This is a genomic window from Reyranella soli, from assembly GCF_007992495.1.
GTDB lineage: Bacteria > Pseudomonadota > Alphaproteobacteria > Reyranellales > Reyranellaceae > Reyranella > Reyranella soli.
The window spans coordinates 1-24395 of record NZ_BKAJ01000118.1; the positions used below are offsets into that span (position 1 = coordinate 1).

General features: G+C 62.1%; 21 protein-coding genes. 4 read left to right on the forward strand and 17 right to left on the reverse strand.

Annotation, left to right across the window (positions count from 1 at the left end; all coding sequences use genetic code 11):
* Positions 1 to 26: 26 nt before the first annotated feature.
* Together RSO01_RS30925 and RSO01_RS30930 are read right to left on the reverse strand one after the other, a co-directional pair.
* Positions 27 to 269 carry a hypothetical protein gene (locus RSO01_RS30925; RefSeq protein WP_147154424.1) on the reverse strand — a complete coding sequence of 81 codons (243 nt, stop codon included), beginning with the start codon at positions 267 to 269 and terminating at the stop codon, positions 27 to 29.
* 22 nt (positions 270 to 291) lie between these two features.
* Positions 292 to 660 (reverse strand): hypothetical protein, encoded by a 369-nt coding sequence (locus RSO01_RS30930; RefSeq protein WP_147154425.1) that lies wholly within the window; start codon positions 658 to 660, stop codon positions 292 to 294.
* Between the two features lie 1131 nt (positions 661 to 1791).
* Here RSO01_RS30930 and RSO01_RS30935 point away from each other — a divergent pair.
* Positions 1792 to 2337 carry a hypothetical protein gene (locus RSO01_RS30935; RefSeq protein WP_147154426.1) on the forward strand — a complete coding sequence of 182 codons (546 nt, stop codon included), beginning with the start codon at positions 1792 to 1794 and terminating at the stop codon, positions 2335 to 2337.
* A gap of 83 nt (positions 2338 to 2420) precedes the next feature.
* Here the strand turns inward: RSO01_RS30935 and RSO01_RS30940 are convergent, their stop codons facing one another.
* Positions 2421 to 2657, reverse strand: coding sequence for a hypothetical protein (locus RSO01_RS30940; protein ID WP_147154427.1), 237 nt, complete (start codon positions 2655 to 2657; stop codon positions 2421 to 2423).
* Positions 2658 to 3006: 349 nt separating this feature from the next.
* On the opposite strand from RSO01_RS30940, the gene RSO01_RS49980 reads away from it, so the two are divergent.
* A complete protein-coding gene (locus tag RSO01_RS49980; RefSeq protein ID WP_373867966.1) occupies positions 3007 to 3405 on the forward strand; it encodes an ATP dependent DNA ligase in 399 nt (132 codons plus the stop codon).
* A gap of 1989 nt (positions 3406 to 5394) precedes the next feature.
* Entirely contained in the window at positions 5395 to 7374 is a 1980-nt protein-coding gene (locus tag RSO01_RS47685) for a M10 family metallopeptidase C-terminal domain-containing protein (RefSeq protein ID WP_170303493.1), read from the forward strand.
* A 602-nt stretch (positions 7375 to 7976) separates the two neighbouring features.
* Here RSO01_RS47685 and RSO01_RS30955 read toward each other — a convergent pair.
* The 4 genes from RSO01_RS30955 to RSO01_RS30960 all read right to left on the reverse strand — a co-directional run bounded on the left by RSO01_RS30955 (position 7977) and on the right by RSO01_RS30960 (position 14944).
* Positions 7977 to 8450 carry a helix-turn-helix domain-containing protein gene (locus RSO01_RS30955; RefSeq protein WP_246158944.1) on the reverse strand — a complete coding sequence of 158 codons (474 nt, stop codon included), beginning with the start codon at positions 8448 to 8450 and terminating at the stop codon, positions 7977 to 7979.
* Between the two features lie 1914 nt (positions 8451 to 10364).
* Positions 10365 to 10511 (reverse strand): hypothetical protein, encoded by a 147-nt coding sequence (locus RSO01_RS47690; protein ID WP_170303494.1) that lies wholly within the window; start codon positions 10509 to 10511, stop codon positions 10365 to 10367.
* A 2336-nt stretch (positions 10512 to 12847) separates the two neighbouring features.
* A complete protein-coding gene (locus RSO01_RS47695; protein WP_170303495.1) occupies positions 12848 to 13216 on the reverse strand; it encodes a hypothetical protein in 369 nt (122 codons plus the stop codon).
* A 1014-nt stretch (positions 13217 to 14230) separates the two neighbouring features.
* On the reverse strand, positions 14231 to 14944 hold the full coding sequence (locus RSO01_RS30960) for a response regulator transcription factor (protein WP_147154428.1): 714 nt from the start codon (positions 14942 to 14944) through the stop codon (positions 14231 to 14233).
* Positions 14945 to 15792: 848 nt separating this feature from the next.
* On the opposite strand from RSO01_RS30960, the gene RSO01_RS30965 reads away from it, so the two are divergent.
* Entirely contained in the window at positions 15793 to 15996 is a 204-nt protein-coding gene (locus RSO01_RS30965) for a hypothetical protein (protein WP_147154429.1), read from the forward strand.
* Positions 15997 to 16764: 768 nt separating this feature from the next.
* Here RSO01_RS30965 and RSO01_RS30970 read toward each other — a convergent pair.
* The 10 genes from RSO01_RS30970 to RSO01_RS31010 all read right to left on the reverse strand — a co-directional run bounded on the left by RSO01_RS30970 (position 16765) and on the right by RSO01_RS31010 (position 24375).
* Positions 16765 to 16950, reverse strand: coding sequence for a hypothetical protein (locus RSO01_RS30970; protein WP_147154430.1), 186 nt, complete (start codon positions 16948 to 16950; stop codon positions 16765 to 16767).
* Positions 16951 to 17292: 342 nt separating this feature from the next.
* A complete protein-coding gene (locus RSO01_RS30975; RefSeq protein WP_147154431.1) occupies positions 17293 to 17553 on the reverse strand; it encodes a hypothetical protein in 261 nt (86 codons plus the stop codon).
* A 28-nt stretch (positions 17554 to 17581) separates the two neighbouring features.
* On the reverse strand, positions 17582 to 17647 hold the full coding sequence (locus tag RSO01_RS49765; RefSeq protein ID WP_308933103.1) for a hypothetical protein: 66 nt from the start codon (positions 17645 to 17647) through the stop codon (positions 17582 to 17584).
* Between the two features lie 19 nt (positions 17648 to 17666).
* Positions 17667 to 17972 (reverse strand): (2Fe-2S)-binding protein, encoded by a 306-nt coding sequence (locus tag RSO01_RS30980; protein WP_308933102.1) that lies wholly within the window; start codon positions 17970 to 17972, stop codon positions 17667 to 17669.
* 652 nt (positions 17973 to 18624) lie between these two features.
* Positions 18625 to 19338 (reverse strand): ABC transporter ATP-binding protein, encoded by a 714-nt coding sequence (locus tag RSO01_RS30985; protein ID WP_174825967.1) that lies wholly within the window; start codon positions 19336 to 19338, stop codon positions 18625 to 18627.
* Positions 19328 to 20050: an ABC transporter ATP-binding protein gene (locus RSO01_RS30990; protein ID WP_147154432.1), complete on the reverse strand. Its 723-nt coding sequence runs from the start codon at positions 20048 to 20050 to the stop codon at positions 19328 to 19330. The genes RSO01_RS30985 and RSO01_RS30990 overlap by 11 nt, the downstream gene beginning before the upstream one ends.
* Positions 20047 to 21126, reverse strand: coding sequence for an ABC transporter permease subunit (locus RSO01_RS30995; protein WP_147154449.1), 1080 nt, complete (start codon positions 21124 to 21126; stop codon positions 20047 to 20049). The genes RSO01_RS30990 and RSO01_RS30995 overlap by 4 nt, the downstream gene beginning before the upstream one ends.
* Positions 21127 to 21139: 13 nt before the next feature.
* Complete coding sequence (locus RSO01_RS31000) at positions 21140 to 22006, reverse strand: ABC transporter permease subunit (RefSeq protein WP_147154433.1); 867 nt, start codon at positions 22004 to 22006, stop codon at positions 21140 to 21142.
* Between the two features lie 72 nt (positions 22007 to 22078).
* Positions 22079 to 23326 (reverse strand): urea ABC transporter substrate-binding protein, encoded by a 1248-nt coding sequence (locus RSO01_RS31005; protein ID WP_147154434.1) that lies wholly within the window; start codon positions 23324 to 23326, stop codon positions 22079 to 22081.
* 53 nt (positions 23327 to 23379) lie between these two features.
* Entirely contained in the window at positions 23380 to 24375 is a 996-nt protein-coding gene (locus RSO01_RS31010) for an acetamidase/formamidase family protein (RefSeq protein WP_147154435.1), read from the reverse strand.
* Positions 24376 to 24395 lie beyond the last annotated feature (20 nt).

Genomic DNA, 24395 nt, shown 5'->3' on the forward strand with positions numbered 1-24395 from the left:
AAGAGCCTTCCGTGCAAGCTTTCTCTTTAACGACTGGCGAAATCCCAACCATTATTTGTCAGGATGATAAGACTCGGATCATCGGCTCGCTGTTCCACCAGACCGGCGGCCACGACATCCGCCACGACCCGCTCAAGGTCGGCGCCCTTGATGCCTGTTCGCGCCCCTATAGCGCTAATGCGCCGCCACGATGTGGGATTGCGTCTGCACGCGTCGTGAAGCGCAATTACGAACTTCGTCGCCAAGGCCAGCCGGTCAAGCTTGGGCATCCCCAGTCGCTGCATCGCGACCTTAAGGGTGCAGCCCAAGGTCGCTGTACATCCGTTCGAGCAGGGCGTGATCGATGTTGGGCTGGGCAGCGCCTTCCGTCGCGTCCGTTTTGCCGCTGGTCCACGCAGCCGGGTACGACTGCAGCATCTTTCGGGTTCTCTCAATGCTGGCGTGTGCTTCTGCCACCAGTGCCTGCGGCAGGTGCTCGCCGCCGCGCGCTATATCCTCCAGCTCACGGATCAGCCAGGCGATGTGGGCGATTTGCTGGTCGGCACTCTCCCTTTCAGCAGGACCCGGGACAGCGCGCTTAGTTCGACGATGGGGCGCCGGCTCTTGGTAATCGAGGCGAGCGTTCTTGAGCTGATGATGCGCCCGGAAATCGATAATCATGGCAGTCATAAATCATGCACCCCACATGAAGTAAGTTCGAAGGTCTTATTCTTCATTGAGACGCCCTGGGGGATCGGGTTGTCACATGGCTACGAGAAGCGGCCATCTGTGACTTTCTTGTGATCCTCATTAAGTATTACTAGCGATCCCTTCGAGTCGGTTTGTCACAGAGCTACTGCTTTTTTATTGCAGCGCACATTATGCGATGCGGGAAGAAAAAGTCGCGCACCGGGATTAACTCGCCCCACTTCCACATGAATTCAGGTGGAGGAGCGCCACGCCAGTCAATCGGGGTCGCAGGCTTTGCACGGCGCCCATTTGCCCGAGCTGTCGAAGTTCCGCCGGAGGCTGCGCGCCTATCGCGGTAGTGATCAAGGGACCCTTGCGATGGTTCCGATTCCGGCGAATTTGACAGCGGTTCAAGTATGACTGGAGCTCGGATAGCAAGCGGCGGGCCCGCGGGCTCCGAGCCCGCGAACAGTGGTGTGGGTCACTGCGGTCGCACCCAAGGGAGAAACCACCCGCCTGCCCTTTGGGTGGGGCTGCAAACCTAATATCAATGTAGGAATCCGCTGAACAGATCAAAAAATGACGCAGTCGTCAATTTCTGGGTTAGGCGACCGCGATCAAATTTGGAACAGCGACCGACCCACCGCACTGGGGCTTGGCGGTGCCGAACACTGCAATAAGAACCATTGCTAGTGCGAATTGATTGGAGCGCCCGCAGGTCTTCTGGTCGCTTGGAAACTAATTGATGCATCGGCGAAGAAAGGTCTATTCCAGCCGCTTCACGTGGGGCATGTGGCGTGTGGGATGAGGCACGGGCGGGTTTGTTCCGCAGCTTACGCCTCTTGGGTGTGGGACGGTGCAGCTAGGCTGCACCGCCCTACTCTCAGATCCCAAACCACCATCCATTGATGGTCGCCGTCGGCGGAGTGAGCAGACCAGACAGGCCTTCATTGAGGCGTACCTCGACCTCGTACGAGCGAATCAAGAGCCGCCTACAGCGCAGGAGATTGCGAAGCGAGCAGGCATTTCCACGCGATCGGTGTTTGAGCGCTTCACGGGCTTGCTCACTCTCAGCCTTGCGGTTGCGATTGCGCTTTTGAGCAAGCCCTGGCGCAGGCGCGGGTGCCAAATGTCGATGCCGACTTCGATCCTCGGCTCAAGGCCCAAGTTGAAGTGCGGGCCGCCATTTGCGAGCAGTGGCTGCCGTTGTGGCGCACACTGCTGCGCTACAAAAGCCAATCGGAAAAGCTGGCAGTTCGGATCGTGCGCATTCGCGCGGCGACGATGGCGCAGCTCGCACTGGTGTACGGGCCAGAATTGTCGATGTTGCCGGAGCCTGAGCGCGCTCAGCTTCTGATTAGCTTGGACCTTCTGACTGGTTTCGAGAGCTGGGCCGGATGCGCGAAGACCACGGCCTCTCAAGCGGCTCACGAACTTTGGGCCACCTCAATTGGGCGACTACTGCCGCCGCCCCCCTTTGGCGCGTCGCCCTGCCGTGATAGCAGCCCTGGTTTACGTGCCGATGACCTGCGCACGGGTGGCCATCTATCGGGCGTGCCATACGTGACTAACCGCCTCGGGCCAGCAGCCCACACTCCGCCGGCATCCCGATCCGATCGCAATAATCTGGCAGCGGCTTGCATCGTCCGTCCCGTGACGACCCGGTGACTAGCGCGCTGTGTCTAAAGCTTCATGTTGCTGTTGGGGAGCATCGATCAAGCATCGTTGGCCGCGCGCGTGGGAACTGAAAATCAGTGCGTCTTGCCAAGCTTCGGTGCAGCACCGATCTTCTCGGCAATGTTCTTCAAATCCTCACCGAACCACCGCAGTACTTCCGGGCTTACGTTCGTACGCAAAATTACTTTCCTATCCGGCGTCACGATCGCAAGAACAGGCGAAACCATGAGTCGGGCTTCCTGTAACCGCCGGCAAATGAGTTCGTTAGCCTCTCTTAGAATTGAGCTAATTGCAGCGGTCGGATCGTTCATGTCGCGCGGCATAGTATGGGAACGTCGTCGCTTGTCTTTGTGTTGCCCGCGTTACGCGCGTGCCGCTGTGACTTCGGCGGGCTTGTAGTTCGGGAAGGCGTCAGAATTGAGCATCCCGGCAGCCAAACCGTGCGTTCGTGCAGTGATCCGAGAAATTGCTACTAGCCCTCACGGCAAATATTTCTGCGAAGGCATTAGGCTCGATTCTCGGGGTGGGCCCGCATGCCTGGGGTTGGTGAGGGTGAAGGCACCTTGGCTGACGCTATGGCGCTGTTAGAGGCCCTAGCGGGCGCGAAGGCTCTGTCTTATCGCAAGCTGTTTGATGGACGAGCCGTACGGTCCACGATGACTGGCGAGGAACTGCGGGCGGTCTGCGCCAAGATCAGGGCGTCATCAAGAGGGGCCTGTTGGGGCGGAGCGCCTAGCAAACATACTGAAGCCCTGGGCAGTGCCGAAGATGGCCCTTGCAGTGCCACCGCCGCGTGACAGTCGATTCGGCTCGCCCCTGAAGCTGTCGCGGGCGCACCGAATGCGGCCGGAGATGGTCGTTGAAGTCAGCTATCTGACATGGACGGATGACAATTTGCTGCGGCAGGCGTCTTATCAGGGTCAGCGAGAGGACAAGCCGGCGAGGCAGGTTGTGCGGTTGATTCCGCATCCGCCACGACGGAGTAAGGAGCCATCAAGATACCCTGGCGTTCCGAAGCCGAGGGAAACCGCCCACGGTGTTGCATCCGGAAAGCCATGAAGAAAGGACAGCCGCCCCTCACTTCAGAACAAGAGAGTGCTTTGCGCCGCATTAGAGACGGCGGGGAGAGCCTGCTCGGCGGCACCGTGGATGTGAGCGGGCTGCACAGACTTTTGGTACTTCATTTCATTCAGTGGGATGGTATTGGCGCTTGACGGATCTTGGGGAGGTTGTACCCGCGCATTATTCGGTGGGGACCCCTAGCACTGCCCGGCAACAGCAGCGAGCCTCGTGTGGCGTGGGATGTTAACCCACGAGCAGTACCTCGTTTGTGTTGACGTGTAGCAGACGAGAAACTGTGTGTCGTTTGTATTGCCGATCAGGCGGTGTCGATATGGAACCCGTCGACGCTCTTGACGCGGGAGCAGCTAAACCTTTTCCTGCGACAATCCACGTCGAGCAGAGCTCTAAGCCGCCGGCAGGCGTAGCGCCCGCAGGTATCGCATAGCACCCACATAGGGCCGAACGTCTTTTGCAGCGCGCGAAAGGTGTAGGGCTTGCACGGCCATGGCCCGGTCATGATCGACCGTAACGCTACGGGCCGTCTCCGGTCTCGTGCATGCACCTACTAGCAGTGTGGGGCGTGCGGGCGCGCTGCCGTGCTGTCAAAGAACGCGATTGCGAGGTGCACTGGGTGAAGCCCGATCTGGTCGTGGAAGTGACCTACCTAACCTGGATCGAAGACAATCTACTTCGCCAAGTCTCCTGCTAGGGGCAGCGCGAGGACAAGCGAGCCCGCCAAGTCGTGCGGCCGGTGCCGCATCGACTTTGAGCGAAATTTAGAGGACTAGTTGCAACACCAAGTATGCTGCGAAGAGCAACAGCGCCACCGTTATGGTGTCCAGAACCAAATACAGCCAGCCGTCCTTGGCTTCGGTCCTCCTCGGGTCGCTCATTCCCCCTTAGAGCATCTCCGCATGGACGGCTCCTGGGTGCGTTGTTGGTAGCTCTCTTGCTCCGACCGACGTTAGCTCATGCTGAGGGTACGCTTCGCTTAGCCCTCGCTGCGCCCCACGCAAGACAAAGGCGAGTGGCTAGGCCCCGCATAGACACCTCGCCCTTTGGTGCCTATGCGGGGCCGCCGATAACCTACACGAGTCCTCGCTAAGGATGGTCGATTCCGGCCGGTGCCCGGTGAACGGATCGGCCGACGGCTTCCAAAGCCCGCTGACCCGGAAGACGGCCAGCCGCTCCTCAAAGGATGGCCAGGCGCGCACGGCAATCGCCTGGGCGATGACGTTGGCGTCTCTCTCGTCCGCGCCGGCGAGCAGGGCGTCGACGTATGGCGAGCGACAGCATGTCCGGGCTCGAGCGCCGGATGACGCCGTCGACCTCGACGCAATCGGGACGATCCTGTAGCGGGAGCGGTCGACCTTGAACATGGGCGAAGGTGGAACGCCGACCTGTGCGCGGGTCTGCAGCCTGCAGTGACGGCATCGCGTCACGATTTCGGCAGTGATGATGGCGCCGACAGCAGCGTTCGGCATGCAGGGGCGCTGCAGTGCAGGCGTTGGCACACCTCACCTATTTCGACGGATGCCTTGCAGTCACCGGTGCACCGAACGTTCGAAATCGCTGGGTCTTCCCGGCGCCCATGGAATGTTCAGGTGAAGATCCGTTGGCGCGTTCCAACTCGAGCGAACAAGCTGCAGCGTAACTTTGCCTACGTCCGGAAGTAAGAAACGTTCGCGCTGTCACTCATGTTCGCGTGTCGCTTCAAGTCAGGCTGCGTGCGAGAAGTGAGCCACACATAGATCACTTTCTCCCCCTTCTCATCGAAGGCGGTGTTCGGTAGGGCTAATGAGCGACGCGGGAAATACAGCCCCCCCGAATGTCGCAACTACCGAGGACTATCGAGCGTGACGCGACGGTTGAAGGCGGTAACGCCGACGCCACCGCGACACTGAAGCCGAACATAACGTCAGCCTTTTAGAAGTGGCTGCGCGGAGTGGCACGGCATGACCGAAACTCAAAGGGGACTAACGTTTAATGGCAACTCTCAATGTCGGGGCCGGACAGGCCTATAGCACTCTCGCCGCTGCGGTCGGCGCCTCGCGTGACGGCGATACCATCGCCGTACAGGCCGGCACCTATGTGAATGACTTCGCGACAATCTCCAAGGACATCACCATCGTCGGTGTCGGTGGCACGGCGAATTTCGTCGCCACCGTGGCGCCGCCCAACGGCAAAGGCATCTTCGTCACACAGGGTGACGTGACGATCCAAAATCTTAGTTTCTCGGGTGCTGCCGTGTCCGACATGAACGGCGCGGGTATCCGCTACGAAAGCGGCAACCTGGTCATTATCGACAGCTATTTTCACGACAATCAGGACGGCCTTCTGGCGAATGCCGATCCCAACGGCACGATCCGCATCGTCGGTTCGGAATTCGCCAACAACGGAGCCGGCGACGGCTATTCGCACAACCTATATGTCAACAACATCGCCTCACTGGTTATCGACGACAGCTACTTCCACGACGCCGATGTCGGCCACCAAATCAAGAGCCGAGCGCAATCCACTACCATCACCAATTCGCGCATCTATGACGGCGACGGCACGGGCAGCTACAGCATTGACCTGCCCAATGGGGGCGTCGGCGTCATCCGTAACAACGTGATCCAGCAGGGACCGAATTCCGATAACCCCGTCATTATCCACTACGGCGGCGAAAGCGCGGCCTATGCTGGTTCCAGCCTGCTCGTCGAGGACAACGTCGTCGTCAACGACATGTCCGGCAGTTCGAGCGCGCGACTGCTGAACAATGCCACCACGGTCACCGGTATCGTAGACGACAATTCGGTTTGGGGCCTCACCGCGGGCCAGATCGCGAGTGGCAGCGCCACAGTGTCCGACACCATCTTCCTCTCCACCCACCCCACGCTCGACACCAGCCCAGGTGGCGGCGGTGGCGGTGTTGGCGGCGGCGACGATGGTGGCCCAGCGGCCGTTGGCGTGGTGACCGGCCTGAGCGAGGACACTGGCACCCTGGGGGATTTTATTACCAGCGTTGCCACTCAAACGGTCCACGGCGCTTACACGGGCACACTGGCAGCCGGCGACCTCCTACAGGTCAGTGCCAACGATTCGACATGGGTTAGTGCAACAGCCGATGCGGGTACGTGGACCGCAGAGGTTACTCTCTTACCCGGTGAGCACACGCTCTCCGTGCGGACCGTCGACGATGGCGGAAACATCGTGAACGGCACCGGTCATGCCTACAATCTCGAAAACACCGGTGGCGGTGATGGTGGTGGCGACGCCGGTGGTGGTGGCACCATCTTCGGCACCCCTGGTGCGGACATGCTCGTGGGCACGGCTGGGGCTGACACGATGTCAGGCCTAGCGGGCAATGACGAGTATGTTGTGAACCATGCCGGCGACGTGGTGATCGAGGCGAATGGCCAGGGCACTGACACGGTGTTGAGCTCGGTGAGCTATCGTTTGCCGTGGGGCCAGAGCATCGAGGACCTGACGCTTACGGGCGACGGCAACATCGACGGCAGGGGCAACAGCTTGAACAACGTGCTCGAAGGCACGACCGGCAACAACGTGTTGAGGGGCGGCGGCGGCGACGACACGTTGTCGGGTGGCCTTGGCAACGATGTCTTGGCCGGCGGCTCTGGCCGAGACATTGAGATCGGCGGCGCAGGCGCCGACCGTTTCGACTTCAATGCGTTGAATGAGAGCGGTCACACCTCCGACACTCGCGATCAGATCGTGGGGTTCGAGCAGGGCATCGACAAGATCGACTTTTCAACGATCGACGCCAACACCATAGCGCGGGGCAACCAGGCCTTTACTTTCATCGGCGATAGTGCCTTCCATGGGGCCGCCGGCGAACTCCACCAGCAGGTCATGGACGGCAACACAATCGTTTCAGGCGATATCAATGGCGATGCTGTTGCCGATTTCCAGATCCAGCTGAACGGAGCATTCACGCTAACACCAAGCGACTTTATCCTTTAGCCCGCGAGGCAAGACCGCGCGGTGAAGTGGTTGTGGGACGGCACGGTTACCGTGCCGATCCTACGCATCACGAAAAACTTGTCAGAAAAAAACCCTCTCCGAGCTGTCCGGCTTGGTGTCTTTACTGTCCTCGACGTCCTCTGAGGGCAAGCAGGCCATGACAGACGCCCAATTTGACAGGCAACGGCTGCTGAATCGACCTAAGGCGGCTTGGACGTACCACGGGCAACCGCAGCCGAGCCCCGACGTCCACAGACCATGAATAAGAGGATCAGAAGTCCTGCGGTGGCTTTTGAGGACCTGATGAACGTGTCCCAGACATAATCGGTAAACCGAGGTTTGGCGGAAAGACGCACTGACAGCCCAGCAACATCAACGCGCTTGCCGTCAGGCTACCATGCCATACCCTGGCGGAATCCAATCGGCAGGTCACCCAGCCTCAGGACGTACCCGTTCAAGCCTCGCGGGCGTCGATGCCCCATAGGCGACAGGTGACGCCGCGCTGCCCTTGTTGTGTCGCCATCGGTGATGATCCATGCCGCGCAAGGCACAGAGCTGCCGCGAGCAAAAGAAGCTTACGCATCGCAGGGCAGTCCGCCGCCTCAGCCGCCTTTAGCGGATCTGCGCTGTTTGCTACCACCCAGCGCGTCAGCATGGCTCGCCGCCCCCACGGCCTTGATCATTTCGAAGATGCGCTTGCGCACCCGGTTTTCCCGAATCTTGTGGTAGGCCCGCATCAGCTCTAGCGTCTCGCGCTTGACCAGCGGATCCTTCTCCTGCTCGAACGGCGTGCCGGCCTCGCCGAAGCCCTTGCGGCCGCGGCCCGACATCGGCCGGCCCGACAGCGCGTTGGAAGGCATCTCGTCGAAGAAGTACGACACCGGCACGTCGAGCAACTTGGCGAACTCATATAGCCGGCTCGAACCGATGCGGTTGGAGCCGCGCTCGTACTTCTGAATCTGCTGGAAGGTGAGACCGACAGCATCGCCCAACTTTGATTGCGTCATGGCAAGCAGCGTCCGCCGTTGCCGAATTCGAGTGCCAACATGCAGGTCTACAGGATGAAATTTTGCCAAGGTTTGCCTCACTGTTCTTGGCCCGAGCGTACACCTTGGTGCTGGTCGCTCAAGTAGCCGCGCCCTCGGCTGTTCAGGTCAGACAATCAAAGCACAGGCCGGCTCCCCCCACCCGCTTGCCGCTCGCTGAGTCGGTTTTCTGACTCACTGGACGGCTTTGAGGCTGGAAGAGTCCTCGGCTGCAGGACGAAGCCTAAATCGATTCCACGGGCAGAAAAACGGGGCCAGCGGCTAAGGGTGCTATTGGGGCGCGGTGTCTGGCGGATTTTGCTTGTCCTCGTAAGCCGTAAGGCCTTCCCAAGTCTCGGCCGTATCGAGCATGAGCTTGCGGGATGCAGCATCCGCGTTGGCGTCGGAACGGCACTCCTCCCGCTAGCCTGCGGTACTGTTCCGCGCGATTTGGCAGGTTTCGATACGGCATTTATCAGTTTCCGCCCTTCTTCCCGGCGTCCGGCGGCGGGTATCCGCTTCATCGACCCTCTTCTAGCCGAAGAGTTGCAAGCTTCTCCAGGAGCGCCTGGTGCGAGGCGTTGCACTTTGCAAACGACCTTTCCGCTTCAGCCGTGCGGTGCCCTTCTCTACGCAGGCCCTCGATCGCGATACGCTGCCGCGCCAAGGCTCTCGCGCCGCTTTCCACCGCCGCCTGAAGAAGCTCAATCCTGGTCGCAAATGGGCGGTGCATACAGGTTCAAATGCCCAACCGGCGCAAAATGTGACGTGACCAATCGAGGTGGCCGACAATCGCGCCCGCGGTAAGACCGCCTCGTCAGAGGGCCGACCGGCAAAGCGCCCCCGCCGGTAAGAGCGGGCTAGGTATTCGGAGATATCATGAAGATCCGAGTGCCCGCGGCGAAGCCATCTGCCGGCTCGTCGAGCTGGAATTCAATGCGAAGCGGAAGGCGCGGCGATCTATCAGCGAAAGTCCCGCCCCTGCGGTGAGGCGACCGGCAGCTTGTTCAGATGGCGGCACGACTGTTGGTGGCCCTGGAGTCCGGCCAACCTCTCTCGACGGCGTGGATTTGCTCGCGGATCACTACTGGGGCGATCTCGCGGAGGCTCATCCCGGCGTCGTCGACGCAACCCTCGACGACATGGGGTAAACTCCGTCGGCGCGCTCATGCTCGAGATGGAGCACTGGGCTGACGATAGAGCTGCAGACAATGGGCCCAGGGAATGGGAGCTTCGCGGCGCGTCACTGCCGGCGCTTGCCAGGGTTGTCCGCGGCGATCGGTCAGATGTTGGCGGGGCTAGACCCGCGCCACCGAAACCAGCTGTCGCATAATGTGGGTGAAGGGCGTGGTCGAGGGCATATGATTCGCAGCACTCAGTGGTTCAGGTTTGAGCTTCCCGACGAGTGGTGGGAAGCCGCCGGCATGAACGGCTTCGCAACGTAACGAACGGCTTACCGCCGACCGGCGAACCCCAACACGCTGATATTATCGATCGCCGAAATTGGCGTCCAACAGCGGGCGCCAGAAGCCCCTGACTTGGACAGAGACCGATTGATAAGCGTGCTCGAGGCGATTCGCTTCGAACGCCCGCTGCCGCTTATCGAGGTGACTGTCTCTCCTGGCGGAGCCCAGCCTCAGTATTGGCTTTACCATGGCAGACATCGGCTTGCTGCCTCCGTGGCTACCGGCCTCTCCCTGGTGCCAGCCGTCGTCGTAAGAACGCTCGAAGACATCAAGCGCGATGAAGGCGTGACTTGAGATCAATTGCCTGAGGTGGCGTCTATGATAGCCGGCTACTTTGCGCCTATCCAACTTTTGGTAGCAGAGCGGAGCGACGCTCGACGAGGTCGACGGCGACGAGGATCTCATGGAGTTCGCGGGTGCGCTTTCGCGGCGCGATTCAGATGACGCCGAGGACTAAGAGTCGCTCCTGCGCGTCTGCTCAGCAGTCCAAGCAAGGGCCTTAGCCCAGGCAACCCGACGGCGCCACGTCGACGCCGACGAACTGCTTGATGTACCAGCCGACCGTCGCCCACTGGAACAGCATGCAAGCACAAGGCTCGAGCCCGTTGTTCAGGTGGTAGGCCTGCCCCAGGCCTCGGTTGCTCAAGTCCTTGCACAGGCCCCAGCCGAAGATGGTGTTATCCTTCTCCGCGCCCTCGGTGACATTGCCGATCCAAATGCCGGCGCGCAGCGTCGCGGAAATCGTGTTGCTTTAGATATAGACCGGCTGTTGAGCGCGGTGTTCACGGCCTGGCCGTAGACGTCGTAATACATCACCTCGGATCGTGTAGGCTCATTTTGTCCAATTGGTCTTTCCCCCAAAGGTCGCGCATCCTACACCTCTCGAGGTTCGGCGCACCCTCTTCGATGCAACCTTACGATCCTGAGGCTGTTGGGGAAAGTATGGGCGCGTAAAGGTCGCGCTGGGCCAGTTGGAAGCCAGCACCACGGCTGGTTCACCGATTGCTTCGACACGCCGGTCCTGCAACGGGCAAAGTGTCTCCTCGACGACTCGCCCGCGCTGATCCGGCGGCCGGGATCGTTTAGCATTTGGTCAGTTCGGTGCCGGTGAAGGGTGCCTGTGCCGGCCCCCCAGCCTTGCAACGATCGGCGATTACGTTCGGGGTGTTGGCACTGAGGCGGAGAAGCTGGGCGATGAATGACGCGGCGCGCTGGAGACGGTCTCGGATCGGGATCTGCCCAGCATGGCACGGCGCTGGGATCGGCCACAAAAAGGCCCATTGCAGGCCCTCGTGGGGAGGAACTCATAAGGTACCTTTTTTGCCTCGACCGTAAATCGTTGAGCACCGCATTAATGGTACATCAGCCCTCACTGCTCACCCCAATCGCAGCCAAGGGCTAGGCCACGCATGGGAACGCCCTGTAAGCCGTGCGGGGCCGCCTCGTTACAGCGGACATTGCCCATCGGGCGATGCCGACGCCCTACAGCGGGCCGCGCGCAGCCTCGGGACCAGCGCATAGGCGTCGGTGAGGATGGGGATGCCGCCCTCATCCGGTGCGTATGACAACAGGTTCCTGATGACGTGGCGTGTGGGCATATGGACCGACGGGCTCTTGAACAGCACCTCTCGCAGGTCAATGCCGACCTCACCGTCGGAGCTCGGTACATAGAGCGACAACGCCAAATCGTGTTCCTCTTAAAGGAAGCCGATCCGCGCGCTTCTACTGCAAAGCGGTTGTTGCAAGAGGCCGAAGAAAAAATCAGGCAGTCCTCGCCGCTGAGGCGGACCGGCTTGCGAAGGAATTGGCAGCGCTGTCTTAGGTGCGCTTTATACTCAATTGCGTGAAGATCGCTGTGTAAGCCGCGTGCTCGCAGCGGCGGGCGGCCAGCCACAGCATACAGCGGCTGCGCGGCATCGAGTTGGTACAGGATCCAGGCACGCCCCCGCCACGCCGTCTCCCCTCGTCCCTGGGGACGCTCGCCTACTTGCGGCGCGCTTTTCTGGCTGAAACGCGAAGCGAGCGGTATGCGCGGGCTTTCACCTGATCTTGGGTAACGTTCTAGGTGACGCCAGATCCTATCCTGGGAGACTTGCACGCTTCTTGCATAATCGTTGCTCGGCGACCGTTATTGGTAGGACGCGACCGAACACTGTTGTCTCGTGAGGTGATCGAAGATGACAACCGCGATTGGCCTTGAGCTGGTGCACCTGCGCGCATTGGGGAACTCTGGCCGCGCTGCGGCATTGACGGCCTTGCGCCAACGGCGCGAGGCCATGCCTGCGGCAAGCAGACGAAGCAATTCGCGTCAGACCAGCGGGGCCGTTGCCGAGTTGGACGCTGTTGGCGGACGCAAGGACGAAACAGCGTCCCAATGAGGTCAAAGGCCCTATTTGCGCTCGAACGCCGCTCTCTTGTCGTTGCTTCATGCCAGGATATAGAGCACCGGCCACAGGGCCAACAGCAGCCCCACGGCGGCGCCGAACACCTCGCCTATGACCCGCGTGCTGGCTCTCGTGGCCTGCGGCGAGTTCAACGCTATGCCGTGCAGCCATATCAGCCGCCGGCCAGTAACACCTCGATGACGACGACTCCGATCAGAGTGCGTGTACGTCTCGACATGACTGCCTCCCTGATCAATGCCGCGAAGCTTGGCGGACGACTAGATAAACGATGGCGCTGCCCAATCCCCGGGACTTGGGCCAAGTCCGCTCATCGAGAAACGCTCGATTCGCCGAGCACTTTTCCGCCGGTGTGACTAACCAGCACCTGCGCTCCCACGTTTTCGACTAAGGGTTGGCCTCGCGGGAAGCAGAGGAATCGCTGTCATGTGGGTGGTTAGCTGAAGAATGGCCTTCCTTTTGGGATGGGGCGGTGCGGTTGGGGCTACACCGCTTCCAACCAGCAATCGGCGCGAATGCTAGATTTCGAACGGCGGGGACCTCGCTGGCGCCCGATCGCTCGCGCACCCGCCGCCCAAGCTCAGCGCCGCAGATCGACCTTCAGCTTGTTGGCGTGCTTGGAATGGCACCGCCGGCTATCCGACGCGCATCTGTGGGGTTGAACTATGCCGGCATCGCCGGCCGGCAACGCCGCCGCGGTCGATCTCATGGCGCGAGCCTTCGCCCACAATGTGAGAAACCGCACATCGCGCCGGCCGCGCTCGGTGTTACGTGCCGCGCCATGGTTCACGAAGACACTTTCGGCAAGTGGTCGCTTTGTGCGACACACCCGCACCGTCTCGGCGGTATCGCTGAGATATTTGCTATTGAAGCCACCGCCGATGCGCGGGCCAACCACCTCCGGTGCGTGGGCGACGTCGTTGGAACGTTCCAGTCGCGACCGGACCACTCGCAACGAGCGATGCCGGGGGCCATGGCAGCCGCCCACCCGGCTTTACTGCGCCACCGCTAGGGCGATTTATGCCGCATCCACGCCTCGTCGGCCGGTTTGTCGTGGCGCTGTACGAACGCGTGGGAGGGGCGGCCAACCCATGGCGTCGCGCCGATGACGTCGCGCGCTACGACGGATTACCAATGGGGAAGCTCGGCGAGGTGCTGGTGGCGGCAACCTCGGCTGGACTGGTTGACCGGAATGCCAATGATCCGGATCTAGTCACGCTCACGGCGGCGGGGCTATCAGCGGCTCGCGGCAAGACAGCTCGATGATCTCTGACTCAGCGGTCGCTGATGCCGCCGCGCTTGACTTAGCCCTCTGGGTTGTCACCTCGGAAATCCCACTGACAACCGCCAGTGCGGCGATTACGGTCAGAGCTGCATATACCAGCGGTTTTACACTGGGTTGCCCTCCCAATGCCAGCTAAACGCGCAACAACCCTCGCGGTTCCCCTTGCGACCCGCTGAGGCCGCCGCCCAAGCCTCGTTCGCTCCGGCGGCGAGTTGCCGGGCAGCAAGGTTGACCCACGGCGCTAGTCCAGCTCGCGACCTGACGGCTAACTAGGCTGGCCGGACTGGTCGTGCGCCCCAGGCCATGGCCGAGCAGTGGCCATCGCCCAGCCCCGGCTCGTCAGCTTGACGAGGATCGGGTCATCGGCGCGCCGCTCCACCAGTCCGGCGGTGACGACATCCGCGACAACCTGGTCGATCTGTTCGCTTGTGATACCAGTGCGCGCAGCTATAGCGCTGATTCGCCGCCACGACGCTCGGTTGCGGAGGCTGACGTCATGAAGCGCCGCGAGGAACTTTATCGCCGCGCGAGGCGGTCAAGCTTAGACATCGGCCCCAGCACAAACGCAGCGCCAGCCGACGATTCTTCTTCTACGTCGGTTTGTTGGGCTTGCCGATGGCCGCCCGGCGCCTCCCGACACTAGGCCTCCCGAGGGCGCCGTCAGAGAATTGAGGCGGCTCAGTACTCAGGGTCGCGCCAACGGTAGCCGATTTTGTGCACGTTCCTAATCGCCGAGAAGTCGGGGTCGACCGCCAGGAATTTTCTTCGGATCCGTTTCATCATCGAGCGGACATTTGTAGTGTATCCAAGAGTGCCGGTGCCAGCGACGAACCCGGGATAATGCATGACGTCGTAGATCGCGCGGTAGGTATGGATGCCCTTGCCCAATACCAGCAGCGCCACGATCTTATATTCGGTGTTGGTCAATCCGACATCCCGCTGCCGCCATAGGGCGCGCTCCGTGGAAGGATACAAAGCCAGTTCGCCCTGGCGCTCGATTTCGGGAACCGGCGCTGTGGCGCCTTGGCGATGCCCATCGAGGATCACGCGCAAGCGGTGGGCCAGCACATCTATACCCCGGGCCTTGTCGACAAAGTCGACGGCGCCGCGATCCAGCGCCTGCATCTCCCACTCAACCTTGGAGGATCCGGTCAGGAAGACGACTGGCAGTTTGATCCCGCGCTCTCTGAGAACGTCCAGGAGCTCAAATCCTGACATCTTGGGCAGGGCCAAGTCGAGCAGCGCCACTTTCGCTTCGATGCCATTGCTCAGTGCCTCGAGAAAAGTAGGCCCATCGGCAAAGCACGACACCGAAAATCCTCGGTCAACCAGGTCTGCGGACATAACCTCCCGATAGTCGTCATCGTCATCAACCAGCAAAATATCGGGCACGTGACACGTCCCCTTCAAGGCAGGCGCGCCTCGTCTCAGTGTTCGGGGGACCCAATTTCTAATGAGAAGGGTCCCAACAACCAAGCATCGGCGTTAGCGCGTTGGTGGTACCCCTGCTCGCCAGGGGCTGGCTTGGCGTGGTGAGGCGAAGAGCACAACGGCGCCTCGTGCTGCTCACCGACCGCGGCCTGACGCTGGCGGAGCGCGAGAGTCCTGAGCTGGACCCGAACGACCGAAACGTCCCACAGACACCAATCGGTCACGATTGCTAGGCAACTTTTGTCTTTGGGCGGCCGTTCCTGGAGTGCTTTTCACCTCCCCCATGAGGTGGCGTTTGCCACATGAGAAGCGCTAGCGCCGTCCGTGCCCCAAGCCGGACGGCGCTTGTATTGGTGATCGGGGCGACAACACCGGCCGCCGCCGCCACTTGAATTGGGCTAAGCGTGCATTCAATCACATTCGACCCAGCTAGGTCCTGCGGCCGTTGGGGTATCTCCAGGATGGAAGAGAGTGAAGAAATGGCGGGTCGTGTGTGGACGACCTCGCCGTCTCCGGCAGCGCGCCCAATCGGGCCGCCGCTGTCGGCACTACCAACCCTCGCGATCGTGAGCGGGCCTATGTCCAAGCCATACCCGGGCGCCATCAGCGCGCATCGGAAGTAACTCCTTACGGCGTGGGCCTGCGGCGTGCGGGCACGACATATGCTGTCGCTGCCTCTTGCTCTTTCCCCAATCGAGCACCGATGAAGGGGTAGCGGGCAGGCCCCACACCCACTGCCACGGGGTGGGCCGCTTTGTTTGCGCCCGACTGATCAGGAGCCAGGCTCTTGACTGAGTAAGGATCGCCTGATGACAGACCCCAAGATCCTCGAGGAAGTGCTTGCCGAGGCCGACGTCTTGATCCGTCGGCGGCTCAAGGAGCACGGGATCGAGTTCCCGCACCTGGTCGTCGCCGTGACCCCAGATGGCCAGGTCATCTGGCATAGCAACGTGAGTCCCGATGGCTTGCGGTCGTTCGGCAACGACCTGATAAACGTCGCCGACGGGCTGTAAGTGCCGCTCCGGGCGACACCGACGCCCAAACGCACGGGCGCGACCGGCCCGTCCGCCGGGCGGCTCTGCAGGACTAGTCTTTTTCGCTGCCGGCCCCCGGTTGGGGTTTAACCGCTTGCCAGAGTCAAATCTGACTCATTGGAGCGTTTTGTCGGGTCGGTGGGTCACCGGAAACCAGCCAGAGGCCAAAACCGCTGTACGAGTCAAAAACCGGCTTTAGCGTCGATGCTACGTCCAGGCCCCTGCCCGGTCCCTGCAACCACCTGAGAGTGGGCAGCGTAGTTGGCTGATGGTTGACCAGAACGACAGGTCCGCCCGTCTCCCGGTGCGGGCATTGTACTATGCGACAGACGGCGAACACCACTGGTGGCTGCTACCGACCGAGTTAAATGACCTAACAAAACAGGCAATCGCAGTAGCAGTCGATCGCGGCTGGATGGTGAACCGTGGCGACAGCGTCAAGCTTACGGCCGCCGGTCGGGATCTCATCAGGCGCGGCTGAAATCCATCAGCAGTCTATCGCAAGCTGCTTGCTTATGCGTCCGCCACTCGCCGCAAACCCGTGATTGCGCAGGCGTACCGCGATAGCGAGTTCAAACCGGGACAGGAGCTGTGTCCACGCCATCCGCAAGATTAGGTCTTCCGCAATAATCGCTTGTATCTCTGCGCGCCGATCTGTTCGAGCGCGTCCCAAAATATCGCCACGGCATTATTATTAAGTGCGTTCATAAGCCCGCGTGCTCGCTAAGCACTACTTACAAGCACTCGTCAATCGATCGTGAGCTTCGCGCAAGCAGCGTCCGTGCAGCGGAGCCACCGCTGCGTCATTCCAAGGCTGCCGAACTGCGGGTGCGGCCTTTCGTACACGAGCGTGAGATCGCGATTGCCGCAACGCCAGCAGCGCGGCCGATCATCCGCGCTTGCGGATGGTGGTGTATGGATCTGCATCGCCATCGGTTCCCTCCCACGGTCCGGGGGCTTTATTGTTAAATCCCCGTCGATCCGTCGATCTTACTAACTAGCGCTACTCCGAGAACGGCCGAGGAAGGCAATTGTCATCACCCAAAAGTACTACCCTTTCGGAGGCCCAGCTTCGGCGCAGCCTGCGGTGTCGAGACCACCACCTACGCTATGCCAGAAAGTGCAGTCAGCCGTGGAGGTGAGCCATGAGCGCTCCAATGCTGCTTAACGCTCGCCAGATCCGAGCGCCCGATCGGCTGAACGTCTCGGAGCGCGGTCTGCGCGATCTCTTGAAACAGGGTCTGCCTTTCCTCAAGGTCGGCAAGCGCAAGATGTTCAGTCCGGCGAGATCGAGGACTGGATCAAGGAGCGATCACGGTCATGTACAAAATCGATCGGCGCCCCGCGTCGCCGAACTGGAACGTCTCTTGCACGATTGACGGTCATCGCGTTCGACGAAGCCTTGGCACGGACGACGAAGGGGTCGCCGGGATCAAGGCGGCCGACGAGCACCGGCGCGCGCTGATCGGCGACATCACCGGCGAGAAGGAGACGATCTCGCTGGACCACGCCTTCGGGCGATACTGGATGGAGCATGGTCGCCCGCTTGCCGGCGTGGTGCCGGTCACGGCGTCTGCGACGGCTTCACGATCTTCTGGTAGCCCGTGCAGCGGCAGACATTGCCGTGCAATGCCTCGCGGATCTCGGCTTCATCGTCGGTCAGGGCCGTATTGGACCAGGTAGTGGGTCATAAGGATCGTGTCGCTGGTGCAGAAGCCGCATTGGAGGCCGTGCTTCTCGTGGAAGGCCTGCTGAATCGGGCCGAACACGCCGTCGGAGGAAAGGTCTTCGATAGTGAGAAGACTGCAGCCGTCGGCGCGTGCGACCAGGACGTTGCAAGACTTGACCGCCAGTTCATCGACCAACAGCGTGCAAGCGCCGCACTTGCCTTCATTGCAGCCCCGCTTGGCGCCAGTCAGGCCAGCCTGCTCCTGCACGAAGTCCAGGAGCAGCATCCTCGGGTCGACCTCGGCCGTGAACGGCCGACCATTGATCGTCATCGAGACGGCGAGCGCGGGCCACGGACAGCGCCAGCGCCTTCCTGACCGTCGTGGCGACGAGCGCGCTTGTATGCGACCGAGCCGAAGAGCGGATGCACCATCGGCGAGCATTCGCCCGGCGCGATCTCGGCCGCTTCGGCGACAACACGGTCGTCGGGATCCGCACGCCGAAGCCGCACCTCGGCAGACACTGCCCTGAACGGGCCGGTTCCAAGGAGAACCGAGGACGACGGCGGCCTTTTCAACGAGCGGATCGGGCCCGAGGTGAACGTTGACGGCAGCGGAAGCGATCGCGTAGTCGCCACGACGCCATGCGAACTTCTCGTGCGCCGATCCCATGCCGAACGCGGGCCGCCGAATGGCGATTGCCAGGACGACCTCATGATCCCCCAGGTTCACCTCGTAGGGACCCCAAAAAGGACCGCCTTCCCTGCCCGACGCCAACGCGCCCAACAACGATGCCGGCAGGTATTGGGCCTTCTTGCCGAGATCGGTGCTGCCTATCGAAGTCGATGAGCCTCAACGTACCTCTGGCTTTACCTCGACAATCTGAGCTTCACGGCACCGACTTTTGCCGCCGCGCATCAAGGCAATTTGGCCTCCAGGACTAGATGAGCAGGTGGTGCCGAACGACTTCCGGCGTGCGCAGCCGGTCGCGGCCGATCTCGGCGACGACAGCGCCCTTGTCAATCACGTAGCAGCGTTCGCTGATCGCCAGGATGGTGTCGAGATTCTGTTCCACGAACAGGATCGTCGTGCCCAACTGGTCCCTGACAGACTTCAGGACCTCGCAGATCATGTCGACGATCGACGGCTGGATGCCTTCGGACGGCTCGTCGAGCAGCATTAGCCGTGGATTGCCCACAAGGGCGCGGCCGATCGCGAGCTGCTGCTGCTCGCCGCCGCTCAGCGTGCCGGCCGATTGCCGCCGCCGCTGCTTGAGGATCGGAAAGTACTGATAGACTAGATCGGTCAAACGCCGATCCTTGCCGGGCGACGCCAGCAGGCTCACCGCGATGTTCTCCTCGACGGTCATACGCGGGAAGACCTGGCGGCCCTGTGGGATATAGCCGATGCCAAGCCGCGCGCGCTCGTCGGCTGGCAGCTCGGTGATCGACTGGCCCAGGAAGACGATCTGCCCCGACGTTGCGGGCAGCAGGCCGATCAGGCAGCGCATGGTCGTGGTCTTTCCCACGCCGTTGCGCCCGATCAGGCTGACGATCTCGCCTTTGGCGATCGTCATGTCGACGCCGCGCAGGACCGGCGTGCGGCCGTAGGCGGCGCACAAGTCGGCGACCTCGAGCACGGGTTCAGTGGCCATGGCCCTTGCCCAGGTAGATTTCCTCAACACGCGGATCGGCAATGATGGCGTCGATGCCGCCCTGGGCGAAGACGCGGCCAAGATGCAGCACGGTGATGCGCTGCGCGATCTGGCGCACAAAGGTCATGTCGTGCTCGACCACGAGCATCGTCATGCCCTCGGCGTTGAGGCGCTTAATCATCTCGCCGGTGCGCTCCGTCTCGAAGGGCGACATGCCAGCCGTCGGCTCGTCGAGCAGCAGGAGGGCGGGTTCGAGGGCGACCGCCATGCCGATCTCCAGCCACTGCTGCTGGCCGTGTGAGAGGATGCCAGCTGGCCTGTCGGCATCGTCCTGCAGCTGCAGGAACTCGAGCAGGCGCTGCTTCTCCCGTTCCAGTGCCCGGCCCGACGATTTGCGCTGTAGCGCGACCTCAAGGTTCTGGGCCACGGGAAGCTCGCGGAAGACACTCGGCACCTGGAGCTTGACGCTCATGCCCCGTTCGACCCTCTCGTAGGTCTTGCGCCGCGTGACATTCTCACCGCGGAACAGCACCTCGCCATCCGACGGCGCATAGGTTCCGGCCACCAGCTTGAAGAGCGTGCTCTTGCCCGCACCGTTGGGCCCGATCAGGCAATGAATCTCGCCGGCAGCGACCTCGAGGTTCACGTCGGAGACGGCCGACAGGCCGCCGAAATGCTTGCCGAGCGCGCGGGTCTGCAGAATGGCCGTCATGATGACGGACCCTCCGCCCCTGCCCTCAGCACAGGTTCCGGCCCCGGCTTGTCGCGTCGCCCGATCAGGCTCAGGGATCGGGCGATGCCGTACACGAAACCCGAGGGCACCAGCAATACCGTGAGCAGCAGCAGGAAGCCCATGAGGATGAGGGCATATTGCTGGCTGTAGACCGTGATGGTCTGGAACATCAGCAGCAGCAGGAACGTACCGACCATCGTCGCCGTGAGATCCTGGCGGCCGCTGAAGGCCACCCAAATGATCGGCATGGCGGCCGCCGGCAGGCCCATCGACGCCGGAGGGATGAACTGCCCCCACGCCGTGTAGAGGCCACCGCTCAAGGCCGCGAGCGAGCTGCCGATGACGAACGCCACGAGCTGATACTTGCGCACGTCGTAGCCCAGCAGCTCGGTGCGCAGCGGATCCTCTCGGATCGCCACGAGCACGTTGCCGAAGCGGCTGTTCACCAGCACACGCAGGCCGAGGTAGATCACGAGCAGAAGCCCGAGGACGAAGTAGTAGAGCGCATTGCCCTCAAGGACGATAACATCGCCGGACCACGGCAGCTCGAGCGGCGGCATGCCGATCATGCCGTTGAAGCCGTTGAAGCGCGCCTGACCGATCGCCCATTCCGGACCGGCGGTCTGGCCGAAGAAGGCCGCCAGAGCCAGCGTCGTGGCAAAGGTCACGATGCCGAAGAACACGCCGCTGACCCGGCCATAGATCAGGAAATACCCCAGCAGCAGGGCGAACAGCGCAGCCACGGCAATCGCGCCCAGCAGGCAGAGCAGGGTCATGGCTCCGCTGGCGGCCAGGTTGATCGAGATCACGCCGTAGCTGTAGCCCGCCACCCCGAAGAACGCCGTCTGGCCGAACGAGAACATGCCGGTGTAGCCCCACATCAGCGAGAGGCCGAGCGCCGTCAGCGTGAAGATCAGGAGGTAGGCGACGTTGCCGACGTCGTACGGATCGGACACCGCCGGATACAGGAGCGCGATGGCCAGCATCGCGACGAAGCCCGCCCAGAAGGCGCGGCTGTTGCCCATGGTCTGCGGTCCATTCAGCTTGCGCAGCATCGACATGGCGGCCTTAGCGCTCCCGGCGCGACAGCCAGCCGGAGACGCCCTCGGGCAGGATCCGGATGACAATGATGACGGTGATCAGCAGGCCGATCTGGCCGGCGATCTGGCCGTACCACGCGTTGAGCGCCGTACGCACGATCGCAAGCAGGATGCCGGCCGGCGCGGTGCCCAGGAGCACATTGGCGCCGCCGACCACCACGGTGACGAACGATTCGATGATGAAGGTGATGCCCATGGTCGGGATGAGCGTCATGGTCGGCGCGTAGAGCGCGCCGCATAGCCCGGCCAGCGCCGCACCAAGGCCGAAGCTAATCGCATACATCCGTTCGGTGCGCACGCCGAGCGCCTTGGCCATTGCAGCGTTTTGCATCGTCGCCCGCGCCATCACGCCATAGCCAGTGCGCATGAAGATGAGATAGAGCCCGGCGAGCACGCCGACGGCGGCGCCGAACAGCACCAGGCGATAGGCCGAAAAGGTGTAGTCGCCCACCTTGAAGCTGCCGAGTGGCGTGCCGATGCCCTGCCAGCTGGAGCCCAGCACGATCAGCATCCCCTGGGTAACCATCAGGCTGATGCCCCACGTCGCCAGGATGGAATCGAGCGGACGATGGTAGAGATGCCGGATGATGGTGCGCTCGAGCGCGATACCGACCAGGCCCGCCGACACCGCGCCGAGCGCCTGGGCGAGCGGCAGCGGCACGCCGTGCTGGACCGCGATCACCGTGACGTAGATGCCACAGGTGATGAACTCGCCGTGCGCCATGTTGATGATGCCCATCATCCCGAAAATGATGGCGAGCCCGGCAGCGGCGAGAATCAGGAAGGCGAAGACGTCGGCGAACTGGAACGCGATCGAGAAGGCTTCAGCGAACATGGCGCACGGAATCGATGGACGCGGACCGGCGCGCCCGAAGGCGCGCCGGCAGGTTCGGGGTGAGCACCAACACTACTTCTTCGGCAGGTTGGACGGCGAATACTGCGTCTTCGGATCGTTCTTGGTCAGGTCGCAGCCGACCTCGCCCAGCCAGTAGGGCTGTATCAGGCCGAAATCCTTGATCACCCGCACGGAGTGGTCGGGATTGACACCGATCAGCCGCATCTGATGCGAGGTGTGCTGACTTTTCGGATCGATGCAGATCTTGCCCTCCGGTGCATCGATGCAGGCCTCGCCGGTGGCGATGACCTTGCGCAGGTCGGCCTTCTTGGTCGACTTCGCCTTCTCGACGAGCGCCTTGTACATGTAGAGCGCCGTATAGGCGTTGTAGCCCATGTCGTTGATGTAGCCCTCGTTCGGGAACTTGGCGCGCCAGCGCTTCTTGAAGTCGTTGGCGGCCGGCGTGTCGATCTCCTCGAACCAGTTGGCGGTGGCATGCATCTTGGCCAGTGCCGGCGGTGGGAAGCGCTTGTGCTCGAAGCCCAGCATGACCTTGATCGAGCTGCCCATCGGATAGCTGAGCTTGGCTGCGGCTGCCTGCTCGAAGAACGAGTCCTGCGAGGCGCCGACATTGAGGGTCATGATCCAGTCGGGATTGGCCTTCTGGATGTTCTGGATGGTCTGGCCGAACTGCGAGACGCCGAGCGGGATGAACTCCTCGCCGATCACTTGGCCGCCCTGCTTCTTCATCAGGTCGCGCGTCCACTCCGCCGAAAGCTGGCCGAAGTTATAGTCGGCGGCGATCGTGTAGACCTTCTTGCCGAATGTCTCGGTCATCCACGGGATCAGCGTCGAGAACTGCTGCTCGGGCACGGCGCCGATGCTGATGGTGCTGGCGTCGCATACGCCACCTTCGTACTGGTTGGTGTAGAAGTACGGCACGTCGGTGCGATTGACGATCGGGCGGATGGCCTCGCGCGAGGCGCTGGTGATGCCACCGATCAGCACGTCGACCTTGTCACGCTGCAGCAGGCGCCGCGCGAACTCCTGGTAGCGCGCATTGTCCATCTGCGGATCGAGATGGATCAGCTCGATCTTACGGCCCATGATGCCGCCAGCGTTGTTGATCTCCTCAACTGCCAGCAGCGAGCCGTTGAGCTTGGGCTTGCCCATCAGCGCAATGTCGCCCGATACGTCCTCGAGCAGGCCGACCTTGATTGGCGGCTGCTGCGCCCCGGCCGGCGACACTGCAAGGGCTGCCGCCAGCGATGCCACGGCGGCCACGCTACAAAGCCTCGTCGTTCGTGCAGACTTGCTCATGCTCTCCTCCTTTACCCCCTCGCGGTCGATGATCGACCCGATCGCTATGCCCCTCAGGGCAGGTACTTCTTCAGGATGCCGGCGCCGACCGTGTATTTGGGATCGACGAAGTTGCCGAGCCGGACGCGGCCGCACTGGCTCAGCATCATGTAGGCATCGAACTGTTCGTAGCCGTAGTCGGCGACCATCCAGCGGATCAGCTCGCGATAGGCGATGCGCGTGGCGTCCTCGAGCGGGCGCGTGCTGCCGATCGCCATGATGAAGTCCTCGGCCTCCAGCCGCGGCCATTCGATGGTCCAGCGCTTGACGAGGTCAACGCGAATCGTCGTCGTGCTGGCGTGCTCGACGGCCACGCCGCAGACCTCGCCGTCGCCCTGGCAGGCATGGGCGTCGCCGATGAACAATCGCGCGCCGGGCACGCGGACAGGCAGGTAGGTCACCGTGCCAGGCCCCATGTCCGGCAGGTCCATGTTGCCGCCGTGATTGTCGGGCGTAAGGGAGCTGATCGAATCGATCTCCGGCGAGCAGCTCAGTGTGCCGATATGCGGCTTGTAGGGTAGCTTGACCTTGTCGCTCCAGTGGACCGTCGTCTCGTCGACCAGGACCTTGCGCACGATCTCGGGCAGCGGCTGGTTCAGCGTCGCCGTGTAGTAGGTGCCGGTCAGCGCGCCAAACTCGGGAATGAGCGCGCAGGTACCGCGGGGCTGCTCGCCGCGCGGAACCATGTCCTCGATATGGACGGCCAGCGCATCCCCGGGCTCGGCGCCTTCGATCATGATCGGGCCGTTCTGCGGATTGGCGAAAGGCAGGCGGATCTTCTCGCTGGGCTTGTCGGCCTCGGTCTTGATGCGGCCGCTGAAGGCATCGCGCGTGTCGATCACGATGCGGTCGCCAGGAGCGACACTCAGCACAGGCTTCGAATAGGGCCCGATGGTGAAATGGAACTCGGCCTGCTGCTCTTCCGTGAGCGTATGCATCTTGCCCGTCTTGCCGGCGGCACTGCCGCGGCGGTTCATGATCGATTGCGAGACCCAGTTGTTGTAGCCCATGGTCCTGCCCTGCTCCCTTT